This window comes from Companilactobacillus sp. HBUAS56275, from assembly GCF_036913655.1.
Classification (GTDB): domain Bacteria; phylum Bacillota; class Bacilli; order Lactobacillales; family Lactobacillaceae; genus Companilactobacillus; species Companilactobacillus pullicola.
Map to the genome: position 1 here is coordinate 69,097 of NZ_JAYKKK010000005.1, position 12,720 is coordinate 81,816.

Annotated in this window: 14 protein-coding genes and 1 tRNA gene; 9 read left to right on the forward strand and 6 right to left on the reverse strand. The window is 34.9% G+C overall.

What is annotated here, in order from left to right; genetic code table 11:
- Positions 1-49 precede the first annotated feature (49 nt).
- Positions 50-122 (reverse strand) — tRNA-Glu (locus U8526_RS10280).
- A 422-nt stretch (positions 123-544) separates the two neighbouring features.
- Between U8526_RS10280 and U8526_RS10285 the strand changes: the two genes are divergently transcribed.
- Complete coding sequence (locus U8526_RS10285; RefSeq protein WP_334341873.1) at positions 545-712, forward strand: hypothetical protein; 168 nt, start codon at positions 545-547, stop codon at positions 710-712.
- Positions 713-722: 10 nt separating this feature from the next.
- Positions 723-1,484 (forward strand): Abi family protein, encoded by a 762-nt coding sequence (locus U8526_RS10290; protein WP_334342023.1) that lies wholly within the window; start codon positions 723-725, stop codon positions 1,482-1,484.
- A 320-nt stretch (positions 1,485-1,804) separates the two neighbouring features.
- On the opposite strand, the gene U8526_RS10295 is transcribed toward U8526_RS10290, so the two are convergent.
- On the reverse strand, positions 1,805-2,455 hold the full coding sequence (locus tag U8526_RS10295) for a sugar O-acetyltransferase (RefSeq protein WP_334341874.1): 651 nt from the start codon (positions 2,453-2,455) through the stop codon (positions 1,805-1,807).
- Entirely contained in the window at positions 2,452-4,737 is a 2,286-nt protein-coding gene (locus tag U8526_RS10300; protein WP_334341875.1) for an excinuclease ABC subunit UvrA, read from the reverse strand. Before U8526_RS10300 ends, U8526_RS10295 begins: the two co-directional genes overlap by 4 nt.
- A 114-nt stretch (positions 4,738-4,851) precedes the next feature.
- Here U8526_RS10300 and U8526_RS10305 point away from each other — a divergent pair, with 114 nt between their 5' ends.
- Both U8526_RS10305 and U8526_RS10310 read left to right on the forward strand, forming a co-directional pair.
- A complete protein-coding gene (locus U8526_RS10305) occupies positions 4,852-5,772 on the forward strand; it encodes an AraC family transcriptional regulator (protein ID WP_334341876.1) in 921 nt (306 codons plus the stop codon).
- Positions 5,773-5,794: 22 nt separating this feature from the next.
- Entirely contained in the window at positions 5,795-7,069 is a 1,275-nt protein-coding gene (locus U8526_RS10310) for a replication-associated recombination protein A (RefSeq protein WP_334341877.1), read from the forward strand.
- A gap of 15 nt (positions 7,070-7,084) precedes the next feature.
- Here the strand turns inward: U8526_RS10310 and U8526_RS10315 are convergent, their stop codons facing one another.
- The gene (locus U8526_RS10315; RefSeq protein WP_334341878.1) at positions 7,085-8,269 is read right to left on the reverse strand and encodes an MFS transporter; all 1,185 of its coding nucleotides are present in this window, start codon (positions 8,267-8,269) and stop codon (positions 7,085-7,087) included.
- Between the two features lie 132 nt (positions 8,270-8,401).
- Between U8526_RS10315 and U8526_RS10320 the strand changes: the two genes are divergently transcribed.
- The 3 genes from U8526_RS10320 (at position 8,402) to nfsA (ending at position 9,750) form a co-directional block, all read left to right on the forward strand.
- Positions 8,402-8,536 (forward strand): hypothetical protein, encoded by a 135-nt coding sequence (locus U8526_RS10320; protein WP_334341879.1) that lies wholly within the window; start codon positions 8,402-8,404, stop codon positions 8,534-8,536.
- 100 nt (positions 8,537-8,636) lie between these two features.
- On the forward strand, positions 8,637-9,029 hold the full coding sequence (locus U8526_RS10325; protein WP_334341880.1) for a nuclear transport factor 2 family protein: 393 nt from the start codon (positions 8,637-8,639) through the stop codon (positions 9,027-9,029).
- Entirely contained in the window at positions 9,013-9,750 is a 738-nt protein-coding gene (gene nfsA / locus U8526_RS10330; protein ID WP_334341881.1) for an oxygen-insensitive NADPH nitroreductase, read from the forward strand. The genes U8526_RS10325 and nfsA overlap by 17 nt, the downstream gene beginning before the upstream one ends.
- Here nfsA and U8526_RS10335 read toward each other — a convergent pair.
- Together U8526_RS10335 and U8526_RS10340 are read right to left on the reverse strand one after the other, a co-directional pair.
- Positions 9,747-10,379 carry an SAP domain-containing protein gene (locus U8526_RS10335; RefSeq protein WP_334341882.1) on the reverse strand — a complete coding sequence of 211 codons (633 nt, stop codon included), beginning with the start codon at positions 10,377-10,379 and terminating at the stop codon, positions 9,747-9,749. The genes nfsA and U8526_RS10335 overlap by 4 nt on opposite strands.
- 551 nt (positions 10,380-10,930) lie before the next feature.
- Positions 10,931-11,368, reverse strand: a complete 438-nt coding sequence (locus U8526_RS10340; protein ID WP_334341883.1) for a hypothetical protein — start codon at positions 11,366-11,368, stop codon at positions 10,931-10,933.
- Between the two features lie 192 nt (positions 11,369-11,560).
- Between U8526_RS10340 and U8526_RS10345 the strand changes: the two genes are divergently transcribed.
- Together U8526_RS10345 and U8526_RS10350 are read left to right on the forward strand one after the other, a co-directional pair.
- Entirely contained in the window at positions 11,561-11,737 is a 177-nt protein-coding gene (locus U8526_RS10345; protein WP_334341884.1) for a hypothetical protein, read from the forward strand.
- 110 nt (positions 11,738-11,847) lie between these two features.
- Positions 11,848-12,675: a helix-turn-helix domain-containing protein gene (locus U8526_RS10350; RefSeq protein WP_334341885.1), complete on the forward strand. Its 828-nt coding sequence runs from the start codon at positions 11,848-11,850 to the stop codon at positions 12,673-12,675.
- Positions 12,676-12,720: the final 45 nt, after the last annotated feature.

Below are 12,720 nucleotides of genomic sequence, written 5' to 3' on the forward strand. Positions count from 1 at the left end.
GCTATACCAGGCTTTTAAACCGATATAACAGCTAAGTGAATTTCTCTTATCACCCGTATGGGAATCGAACCCATAACTCCACCTTGAGAGGGTGGCGTCTTAAACCATTTGACCAACGGGCAATTAAACAACAACTGTTATTTTACCTAAAAAGTAGTGGTTGTGTCAACAACAGTTGTTAATTATTTTATCTTTTTTCACGACTTTTTGTTTAATTTAAATAATAAAGCATTGTACAATAAGAACACAAATGTAAGTCTTATTTCTATATAATTGATTTTCATATCGTTACTGTAAAAATATAATATAAGAATATACATCCATATTTACACATAAAATAAGCCTCAAGAACTCAAAAATAACAATACTTATTCTGTAAGTTTCATGGTTAAACTATTGCAATTTACTTGAAAGTTTAATTAATAATCAGTAATATATAAATATAGATCAAGTTCAGAGGGCCCGAGGAGTAGGTGCTGAACTAACAAAACCTCAGTTTCTATTTTTATTAATAGAGCTGGGGTTTTTGTTTTGGAGAGAAAATATGAATAAAGAAAATAGTAAGCCCTTTAAAACACTAAACCAACAATTAATTATTTTAAGAAAAAGAGGTCTGGAAGTTCCTTCTTCCGCTAAAAGAAGCTTAGAACAGTTTGGATACTATTCTATAATTAACGGATATAAAATGGCTCTTTCTTCAAAAAGACTCTAAAGGTAAAGTAATTCATCCTGAAAAGTATATTCCAGGTACTCAATTCTCTGAAATACAAAGCTTGTATGACTTTGACAAATCATTAAGATCAATACTTCATAATGCATTATTAGAATATGAATCCAATTTGGGTGCGGAAATATCGTATCGGTTTTCCGAACAACATCCCGAAGAACATTCCTATCTTGCTATGGATAATTATTCACGAAACTCTGAATCTGTTGCCTCAGTAGTGGGTACTATTAGCTCCCTATCAAATGTCATCAAACAGAAATCAAGTAAAAGACAAGATAATAATGCCATAAAACACTATGTAAACAATCACGGTCATGTTCCACTATGGGTACTCGTCAATTTTTTGACTTTTGGTGATTTAAATTATTTTTATCATAATTCTAAAAATAATTTAAAAATAATAATAGCAAAAGACTTTTCCAAGAAATACAATCGTTCCTATAATACTAATATAAGTGTTGATGTAGACTCTATTGAAGCCATAAATCATATGGTTAATCATTTTAGAAATGCTGTAGCACATGGTGAAATCACTTATTCTAAATCATTAGACAGGGGACCTAGTTATAAAAGTATTAAGAGAAATCTTGGGCTATCAAACTTTGACGTTACCAGTCAGAAAGAAGTTTTCGAATTAATCCTTTCTTTAAAACTTGTTCTTAATAAAAAGGATTATCTTACACTGAAAAAAATATATTTAATCTTATTAATACCTTTACTAACAAATTTCAATCGGTTGAATTCTCTGCTATTTTAAACGATATGCATTTTACAGAAAATTATCGTAATCTTTTATAATAATTCATAAAAAAGCGACCTTTATTAAGTATTTAAAACTTGAAATTCTTAATAAAGGTCGTTTTATTTATTACTCAAACATAGCAAAGTAGGATTTAATTCTCCATAACAAAACTTAAAGAAGGACTCATCTTTTACCCCATCTGAAATTGCTATAATCAAAGATCTATTTTCTAAACGAGCAACAATTTTTTTAAATTCTCTTAAAGTTCATTGATAATTTTTATTTCCGTAATATATTACGTTCTTTAATTTGAAGCGACATTATAACCTCACGAATTACATATACTTATCGAGAATCTCTTGAGGAACTTTCTTATCCTTATCATAGAATTCGTCGTCTTTTTCAGTTATTTCCCTTAAAACACGAGCGGGATTACCCACCGCAATCACGTTAGCCGGAATATCTTTGGTAACAATACTGCCAGCACCAACAATAGAATTCTCACCTATTGAAACTCCTGGAAGTACAGTAACGTTACCTCCTAACCAAACATTTTCACCGATGTGAATTGGTTTATTAAATTGCAATTTCTGTCTTCTCAACCTCGGTGATATCGGATGGACTGCAGTTGCGAAAGTACAATTTGGTCCAATCATCGTATCGCTTCCAATAAAAACTTCACCATCGTCTACAAAATTATTATTGAAGTTGATAAAAACGTTCTTTCCAACATGAACATTTGACAATCCAGAATTAGCATAGATAGGGGGAATAATATATAATCCCTCAGAATAGGTTCCCATTGCTTCCTGTAAGATCTCATCACGTTTCTTCAATCCCACTTTTGTTTCTGGAGTTTGATTGAATTCATTGATTCTTTGTACCAATTCATGTTGATAGTCTAAAAATTCTTCATCGACACTATCATAAATTTCACCAGAATTAGCCATTTTCTTAAATGCTTCAATTTTTTCTTTTGATATCATCGTATTAACTCTCCCTTGTTTGTTGCTAGTCTCAAGTACTTAGCTGTCTTTGAAATTTCATTATCTAATAATTTGCTTGGTGTACCAGTAAAACAAATTTCTCCACCATGTGTGCCACCATCAGGTCCAACATCGATAATCCAATCAGCTTGGCTGATCAGTTCTAGACGATGCTCAATTATAATCACGGTGTTGCTATGTTCTACAAGGTTCCGTAATAAACGTGTCAATACTTTAATATCTTCACTATGTAATCCTGCACTTGGTTCATCCATAACATAAACATTTCCCGTTTTGTTCAATTCTGCTGCTATTTTTACTCTCTGAATCTCACCACCAGAAAGTGTACTAGTTGGTTGTCCTAATGTAAGGTAGCCTAAACCTACCTTGATCAAATTCTGCAATGCCTTCGTGATTTTTTCATCATTGAAAAACTCAATCGCTTGATCAACAGTTAAATCCATTACATCTTCAATATTTTTATTTCTGTAAGTATAGCTTAGAGCCCTATCGTTATATCGACGTCCTTGACATTCTTCACAGATAACCTCAACCGCGTCAGCAAAGGCCATGTCATATTTTATTTTTCCTTTGCCCTTACAAACAGGACAGGCACCTTTTGAGTTAGAACTGAACCAACTAGGTGCCACATGATTAGTTTTACCGAATACTTTACGGATTTCATCCATAATTTCTGTATAAGTTGCCGGCGTGGAACGAATTGACTTACCAATGGGTTTTTGATCAATTACAATTGCACCAGGATTTTGATCGATAAAATCATAACGAATCAAGGAACTCTTCCCCGACCCAGCCACCCCAGTTACTGCAGTCAAAATCCCCTTAGGTATATCAACATCAATATGTTTGAGATTATGACAATGGGCATCCCTAATTGGAAAACTATTTGACCACTGTTTCGGATTATCATTTATCTGTAACTTATGACTAATATCGCGTGCTGTCAGAGTATCGGCTTTCTTCAAACCATCAACATTCCCCTGATAAACGACCTGTCCACCATGAGAACCAGCTCTAGGTCCCATTTCCACTACTTCATCAGCAATTTCAATAATTTGTCGTGAATGTTCAACAACTAACACATTGTTATGATCATCACGCAAACCAAGAAGCATTTTACCAATTTTATCAACATCGGCTGGATGTAACCCAGTAGTTGGTTCATCCAAAATATAAGTTATATTATTCAAGCTACTACCAAGATTACGAACAATTTTTAACCGTTGCATTTCTCCACCCGACAGAGTATCACTTTGACGAATTAACGATAGATAGCCGATTCCAATAGCGACCATTCTTTTTAAAAGTTGTTCTATCTGTCCACTCAATGATTGTCCACGTTCATCTTTGATCTGTCGCAGTTTAGGTAAGAGATCTTCGACAGGTAAACTCATAAAATCAATAATATTCAAACCATTAATCTTTGAAGTCAAGGCCTTAGGATTTAATCCTGTACCATCACAATCCGGACATGGTGCTGTCGTTATATGCGTCATAATTTCGTCGTGTAGCTTACCTTTAAGTTTCGAAATATCACGTTTTAAATATAATCGCTTAAATCTGGGAATAATCCCTTCATAATCAACATGATCAACACGCCCAGTTTTATTTGAACGTATCTCAATTTTGATTGGCTCATCAGCTCCATAACAAAGAATTTTCCATTCATTTTCGTTAAACTCACGTAATTTTTTATCTGGATCAAGAGCTAAGTTAGTTGTATAGATATTATTTTGCCAACCAGAATTGAATGGTGAAAATTTAATAGCTTTCTCATTTAACGTTTTATCCAAATCAAACAAACTACTTTCATCGAGGATTTGAATCTTTCCTAATCCGGTACAAGTTAGACACATGCCTGCCGGATGATTAAACGAATAAGCCATTGATCCACCAGCACTAGGTTTTCCAACACGTGAATATAACAAACGTACTAGTGGAGCTGCATCAACAGCCGTCCCCATTGTAGAGCGACTACTGGCATTAAAAGATTGTTGGCGAATAACTACTGCGGGTGTTAAATTATTGATTTGTTCCACTTGGGGACGTTGATAATGGGGCATCTTGTTTCTGATATACAGTGAATAAGAACTTTGCCACTCACGATTACTTTCAACTGCTAAAGTATCAAATACTAATGAACTTTTGCCCGAACCGGAAATTCCTGCAAAAACAACTAATTTATTTTTGGGAATATTCAAATTGATATTTTTCAAGTTATTTTCATTAGCACCAATTACCTCTATAGTATCTGTCTTCATAAATTAAGCCCCTTTTATTTTCGTATAACACGATGTTATTATAGTGACATTATAATTACATTAATAGCCAATATAGTCTCCAAAAATATCACTTTCGTATCAGAGGTCTTAATAATGAAATTAAAATCACTCCACTTAATAAATGGGCTCTATGAAAAAGTAATCTATGATGAACACACTATTCCACTAGTTACTTGTATTGATAACTTTGATGAATACACTAGTCGACAATGGAGTATGCATTGGCATGAAGGCTTTGAATTCACTACCTTACTACAAGGAAAGTGTCAGTATCAGGTTCAAGACAGCAATAACAAACTCACAACAATCAGTCTAAAACCTGATGATGGCATTTTTATCAATTCAGCTGCTTTGCACAGTGTTCAAGCATTAGAACCAAACACCATAACGGCCTGTTGTGTTCTACCTCCAACTTTTTTTGAATTTAAATCTTTCATGACATTAAAAAATAGTTCAGTGCTACCTATTAGCAGATCAGGTGTAAATTATTTATACTGGAGCCGAGAAGACAAACAAGACCACATAATTAGTGAAAGTATCGAAGAATTATGCAAATTATCTGAAAAAGAAATCGGTTACGAACTTCACAGTGTAGAATTAGTTTGTCGAATTTGGAGATTAATGTTGGTCTCTTTCCAACAACACCACTACGATCAAATCAAACAACCTAAAAATATTCAGTCGGAAAGAATTAGATCTACGATTCAATTCATTCACGAAAACTATCAACGTCCTCACCTAACCGTTAACGACTTGGCAAGTGCTGCCAATATTAGTCGTGCAGAATGTTTCCGAGCATTTAAAGCTGTCCTTAATCAAACTCCAATGGAATACTTAAATGATTATCGGATGTCTATGGCCGAAATGTTTCTAATAACGACGACACGATCGGTTAAAGAGATTACTCAAATGTGTGGTTTCAATACAGCCAGCTATTTTGGTAAGGAATTCCATAGACGTTATGAAACCACTCCTAAAAAATATCGATTAGAAAAATCATCAGTTGTAAATTAAACCCACAGAAAGGAACAAAACATTGGCATTCAAAACACCACTAGCCGATTTAATGCGGCCACAAACTTTAGATGAAATGGTTGGACAACAGGAACTCTTGAAATCTGGTCAGCCATTGAGGCAAATCATCGATCAACACGTCAACATCCCACTGTTACTCTGGGGACCACCTGGCACGGGCAAGACTACTTTAGCCAAAATTATTGCTAAACAATACAATTATCCTTTTGAAGCATTCAATGCATCGACTGACAATAAGGCTAAATTGACTAAACAAATCAACCAATACCCTGACGATTCGTTCGTTCTATTAATAGATGAAATTCACCGTATGACCAAAACTTTACAGGATTTCCTACTACCTTATTTGGAAAATGGTCACATCTTGTTAATTGGCTCTACGACTGAGAATCCTATCATGTCCATCGTTCCTGCTATTCGTTCGAGGAGCCAAATTTTTGAATTCAAATCTCTCAATGACGAAGATATCATCACCATGCTCAAACGTGCCGTGACTGATATTTACAAATTAGACGATAAACAATTTGAAGCTGAAGCTCTAAAGCTAATAGCCATTTCAGCTGACGGTGACTTGAGAATTGCTTTAAATAGTTTAGAAACGATTCACGCTATTAATCCGGATAAAATCACTGTTGAAAACGTGAAAAAATTTGCTCAGCAACAACATTTTAATTACGACAAAAAGGCTACTAAACACTATGATTACCTTTCCGCTTATTCCGATTCTATGGCCGGTTCTGACACAGATGCGGCCTTGTATTATTTAGCGGTGCTGTTAAAAAATAACGACTTACCTTCTGTTGTGCGGAGATTACGAGAAATCCCCTACACTTATATCGGTTTAGCTAATCCGCAACAAGTTACCCAAATCGTGGTTGCCGCTAATCAAGCCGAAAAGATTGGAATGCCTAAGGCCAAATATCCACTGATGTTCGCCACGATGCTAATGTGTATCTCTCCTAAGTCAGGTTCATTTGACGAAACTTGGGATAAATTAGATCAAGATACTGAACACCCTAACGAACATCCCATGCCCAAAGGATTAAGAGATATGCACTATAAGCATTCTGAAGAAATTACTGGTGGTGGTTTGATAGATTCTCCATTTGCCTCGCCGCATCAGATTGCTCAACAAAATTACATGCCTAAAGGTTTAGCTGGTCGTCGTTATTACTATCCTAAAGACAACGCTAATGAACAAAAATTAGGTGAACAGTATTTAAAATTGCATAAGTATATTTATCAAGAGGATTACAAAGATCCCGACCAAAAATAAAAATCGCTAGTCACATTAGACTAACGATTTTTTATTTTGGAATTCTTTATTAACGTGATTCAAATATATAACGATACCTAAGGATATTGCCATGAAGACAGCTGCTCCCCATCCTAAATTACGCAATCCCATAACATGCAAATTCACTGAAGCAGTCGCTGATCCTAGTGAGATACCGACATTAAAGAAAATAGCACCCAGAGCTGAAGCAAATGCCGTAGCTTGTGGATAGTCGGCCTCCGCCACATCCAGGAAGTGAATCTGAATAGGAGATCCACCAATCAATACTAATAATGTCAGCAGTAATAACAGCCCATAACCAGTCCACCTATTACCCATTGCAATTGAAAAAATCAGCAACAATCCGATATTTACCCCGTAGAACTTAGGCAAAATTTTTAATCCATTATGTTCAGCTAATGTGCCTGAAAGTCGATTACCGATAATACTTACGATCCCAATCAGCATCAAAAGCCAATTCAACGTCGAAGTACTGAATCCCAACGTATTCGTGATCAGAGGACGAATATAAGTGTAATAAGCGTAGGAAGTTGCGGCGGCAAAGAGAGTCAATGCGGATGCAAGATAAATACGCTTATCCTTCAAGATAATTAATTGATCTTTTATACTGCTGGTTGGATGATTCAAGTTCTTCGGTAAAACCAGTCCTAGAATAATACACGTCACTAGACTCAACAGCGAAATAACGTGGAATGCATTTTGCCAACCAAAATGAGTACTGATGGCTGTTCCAATGGGGACTCCGATAACAGAAGCAATACTAAATCCCGCCGCCAGCCAAGAAATCAAGATAGCTCTCTTATCTTTTGGCGCAATGACACTGGAAATAGCGATGCTCAATGACTCAAGCGTCCCCGCTACAATTGCCGTGATCATTCGCGACATTAACATCAACGGAAAACTTGTCGCAAAACCTGTCAAAGTATTTCCTATTAAAAAAATTATCATCAGTACCATAAAAGTATGATATTGGTTAAAACGACTGGTCAAAATAGTCAAAACTGGCGTACTGATGGCATAGACTATGGCAAACATTGTAATCATATAACCAACAGTCGTAACGGCCACCTTCAATGAACTTGAGATATCAGAAATTATTCCGACAACGATAAACTCGTTACATCCCAGCATAAATGACACTAAGACAAACGCCGCTGCCTGCAATTTATACTTATTCATTTAATTTAATCCTCTACTTTGTTCAGAATTCTCTTACTAATTATAATGTTACCGTTCTAATTAAAATAGTTATAGATATATTTTTCATGTTACAATCAATTCAAATCAAACAATCAGTCTTTGGAGGAAAATATGAAAAAAGTTTACAAAGGTAAAAACGTCACTATCTCTTTCGAAGCACATAAACCTAATAAATGGTATCAATGGCTATTCCTTGGTACGTCCGTACTTGGCATTGGATATTTAATAGCTCAAAAAAATCGTTAGTCCACTCGGCTAACGATTTTTAATTGTCATCTTCTACTAGAAAAGACCAACAAAGATTTCTATAATTATTAGTATCTTGTAAATTTTAACGGAGAATCTTATGGACAATACAGATATTATTAGGAAATATTTTCAATCCTGGCTTATAAGGGATTTTTCAGACCTCGATACTTATTTTGATGAAAAAATAATTTATCGTGAATGTTATGGTCCTATCTACATCGGTTTGGACGAATTACATCAATGGATCGATAACATGATGAATCGTCAAAAAGTTTTAAATTGGCGCATCGACAAAATCCTACCAACAGACAAAAATACTTATACAGTGTTATGGTATTTTCATGCTGTCGAACATACTGAATATGATTTCGACGGTGCCTCAATAATCGAGTTCAAAAATAATAAAATTATTGACGTCGCTGAATATCAATCCAAGCATGAAACTTTTCGACCATTTAAAAAAGAGGGAAAAAATGAATCCAACGATTAAAAAGATGACTGAACACGTATCTGTACGTGACTTTAAAGACCAAGCTATCACTAATGAACAAAAACAAGCACTGTTAATGGCTGCTCAAAGTGGCTCAACATCTGAATTTGTCCAAGCTTTTTCTATTATTGAAATAACTGATTCAAAACTAAGAAATGAGTTAGCTGATATTACGATAAGCTCCCCACACGTAAAAAAGGCGGATACTTTTTACGTTTTCGTAGCTGATTTGAACCGTCAAGCTCAAATTTTAAAAGCTCATGACCAAAATCTAGATAGTTTAAAAAATATGGAATCCTTGATTGTCAGCATTGTGGACACGACTATCGCGGCTCAAAGTATGGCTGTAGCCGCTGAATCAATGGATTTAGGTATTTGCTACATCGGCAGTCTCCGCAATAACATCAAACGTGTTGCCGAGTTACTGAACTTGCCTAAACTTACAATTCCTGTTTTTGGTATGACTGTCGGTGTTCCCAAAACTAAGAATCAACATAAACCTCGTTTGCCACAGAACTGCCAAGTAGCAACTAATTCTTACAACAACCATCAATTCACCGACTTAGCAAATTACGATCAAGTAGTTCACGATTACTACGCTAACCGCAAAACTAATGCATCCGATACTAATTGGTCCGAAAAAAATCTGGCCATCTTCAAACAAATTAGACGCCCAGAAGTAGCCAGTTTCCTTAAAGAACAAGGTTTCACACTAGCTTAAACTTTACGATATTTTGAAATTTCACTTTGATATTGGTCAATCAACTTAGGACTGTAAACTTTTTCCATTTGACTATCACGAACTTTAGACCAAATAATTGCGGCCACTTTCATTTTTTGAGAATAGTCTTTCGAACGCTCATCACGATTGAAGGCTTTCACGAAATTATTCCATTGATAAGTATGTTCTTCCTTATTATCAGTCGAAATTCCATTTTGATAAGCATCAATGAGATCTTGAACCGTAGCTGAATCGTCATGCTCACTTTGGACTTGACGCATTTTGATAGCCATAGCTTTTTTAAAACTGAATTTGTCTATTTGAAAATAATTGGCAAAAAAATTTCTAGCTTCTGCATTCAAACTGAATCCTGAAGCCAACAATTTAGTTTGCGAATTGATTTGTTCAGCTTTCAATGAAGATGTCTGAGTATTAGTCCGAACAACTTTTATTTGCGACTGCGGTATACCATTTAAATATTGAATAATATACTGATTCAATTCAGCCTTGGTCCCGTAAGTTGGTAAGTGATTATCTTTACAGATTTTCACCAACTCCGTTTTATACCAATAGAAGTTTTTGAAGGTTTCTACTGATAATTCTTTAGAAAAACATGGTCTATCAACCATTAGAATCTCCCATCAAATATCACGAATTTCGTGGTATTTTTTTTAACAAATTTTGGTTCTTACTCAAACTCGGTTGTATCATTAATACTAACTGATGTAGTTGAAATATGCCGTCGTCCGTAAAAAATCTGTGGGCCACTGGAACGTGGTGGACACGGCTTGAAGCTAATAATTTTTTACTACCGACTAGATATTCGTTTCTAATGTTATCGGAAACCATGTAAAGTTAGATATCATCTAGCCTTACATGGTTAAAATACATATTAACAAAATAACTGTAATTTGCCATCTTACTATCTGAAAGCTTAAAAATAAACAAACAATAGAAGCACTCTTTAGTCCGGAGCAAAAATTGGAAATGCGTTCAGCTATGAGATTATTGTTATCGGCTTTGCCGATTACAATAAGGTCGATTTCGGAGATCCATTATTTTGCACGAAGTGTAAAATAATTAGCTTCGAATCGCGCCCATAGCGTTCCAACAGCATTCCCAATTTTTGTGGAGGACGGAAATTTTATATCACAACCGAGTTTGAGAAAGAATCCAAATCTTACTCCTTATCATGTTTCTTCGCACGATCTCGTTCATTAATCTTTCTTTGAATCATCCACTTATCCGCTTCATTTTGAAAAACCGTATCCGAAACGGTAATCAAAATTGAAGTTGCGGCGGCGAAAAAGCCTAATCCCAAGGCCCAACGTTTTGAGAACTCAAAATTCAAGAAAGATAGACCCAAAGCCACCATGATCCAAAATGTCATATTCAAGGCAACAAAAGAAATATGTTGTTTTTCTTTTTCATTAACCGCACCAACAACTCCTGTCAAAGGAACGATAAGCAGGAAGCCACAAACTGAAGTTACATCTATATTGCTAGTCCTTACCAACCTAGACATCAAAATCAGCAAAATGATAATCGCAATAAAAACCACACCAAAAGCATTAAATATCTTATGCGTCGTCGACCGATGCAATCTAACCTTCTTCATATTTATCACCACACATAATTGCTATGGATATATTTGGAGTTAATATAACACCAGCCTTATAGAAGATAAAAAAATTCGATTCCATCCCGTCAAAATAGACAATTAAAATAGTTAGAGCAAATCATTACTCCCCTCAATCTTTACAGCCTTACAATGTATTGTTTCAAAGATAGAGTTTGGAGGTAATTAATCATGGCACCCATTGAAGATAGAACTTTTCGTGGTTATGAATTAACGATTATGAAAAATTCTATTATCGACATTTTGACTATTGATTCAGTTAATATGATTATTAATTATCAGGTTGCTCCAGACAAAAATCAACGTGCAATTCAACCTGGTTTGATCAATAAACATAATTTTTCCTGAAAATTTACAAACATATTTACAAAACTTTACAATAATTGAACAGAAAATACACACTACTTTTATATCATCTACTTATAGATTTATTAATTAAGATAAGTAGGTGTTAATATATGGACAATTTAGGGGACATATTAAAAGAAACTCGTCAGCGTCGACAGCTTTCGCAACTGGAAACAGCTGAAAATATTTGTTCTCAATCTACTCTTTCAGAAATCGAGCATAACAAGTACATCCCTAATACTCAGCTTTTGATCAGTTTGTGCCAAAGGTTATCAATCAATTTTGATGATCTACTTTTAGCACAAAATTTCAGTATCTGTAAGGACAGATATTTCAATCAAAAAGTTCGTTCACTATATAATAGTAGAAACTATCAATTACTAAAATCTTATTTAAATCGCCCCACTGTTACTGAGTTGGTTGAGACTAGTAAGCAGATGCAAGCCTATTACTTTTATCTAGCTGTTTGTGATCTGCACTTGGAACATAATTTTGACAGTTCTAAGGAATTTTTGAAGTTATCTCTAGCCAGCACTGGTCACAGTCGCAAGCAAACAACTTTAACACGTATCTGCAATATCACCCTGGCTTACGTTTACGCTAAACAAGGACTACGTACCTCTGCCATTAAACAAATCAATGTAGCGTTAAGAAATCTCGACCAAATTACTTACGATGAGAATCTCAACATCATCTACTTTGTAGCAGCACTCTCCTACTTAGCCCTCAACAAGTATGATTTGGCTATCAAAATGGTCGAAAGAGGTATCAATTTTACTCGCAAAAATAACTCTCACTTCATGTTATTGGACAGCATCTATCTAATGGCCCATATCACCGAAAAGATTCAGGACAGTTGTCACAAATTAGAAAATGTTAAAAAATACGATATTTTCAATGACTTCATTCACGAACGTCCTTACGCTAAGGTCAATTAAAAAATATAATTATAAATGTTATACTTTCATCAAAAGGAAGGTATA

Excerpts from the sequence above, each read along its gene's own strand:
- U8526_RS10300 (WP_334341875.1), bottom strand. The coding sequence starts at position 4,737 with ATGAAGACAGATACTATAGAGGTAATTGGTGCTAATGAAAATAACTTG.
- U8526_RS10320 (WP_334341879.1), top strand. The coding sequence starts at position 8,402 with ATGAAAAAAGTTTACAAAGGTAAAAACGTCACTATCTCTTTCGAAGCA.
- U8526_RS10295 (WP_334341874.1), bottom strand. The coding sequence starts at position 2,455 with ATGATATCAAAAGAAAAAATTGAAGCATTTAAGAAAATGGCTAATTCT.
- U8526_RS10325 (WP_334341880.1), top strand. The coding sequence starts at position 8,637 with ATGGACAATACAGATATTATTAGGAAATATTTTCAATCCTGGCTTATA.
- U8526_RS10285 (WP_334341873.1), top strand. The coding sequence starts at position 545 with ATGAATAAAGAAAATAGTAAGCCCTTTAAAACACTAAACCAACAATTA.
- U8526_RS10335 (WP_334341882.1), bottom strand. The coding sequence starts at position 10,379 with ATGGTTGATAGACCATGTTTTTCTAAAGAATTATCAGTAGAAACCTTC.
- U8526_RS10315 (WP_334341878.1), bottom strand. The coding sequence starts at position 8,269 with ATGAATAAGTATAAATTGCAGGCAGCGGCGTTTGTCTTAGTGTCATTT.
- U8526_RS10345 (WP_334341884.1), top strand. The coding sequence starts at position 11,561 with ATGGCACCCATTGAAGATAGAACTTTTCGTGGTTATGAATTAACGATT.
- U8526_RS10305 (WP_334341876.1), top strand. The coding sequence starts at position 4,852 with ATGAAATTAAAATCACTCCACTTAATAAATGGGCTCTATGAAAAAGTA.
- nfsA (WP_334341881.1), top strand. The coding sequence starts at position 9,013 with ATGAATCCAACGATTAAAAAGATGACTGAACACGTATCTGTACGTGAC.
- U8526_RS10340 (WP_334341883.1), bottom strand. The coding sequence starts at position 11,368 with ATGAAGAAGGTTAGATTGCATCGGTCGACGACGCATAAGATATTTAAT.
- U8526_RS10350 (WP_334341885.1), top strand. The coding sequence starts at position 11,848 with ATGGACAATTTAGGGGACATATTAAAAGAAACTCGTCAGCGTCGACAG.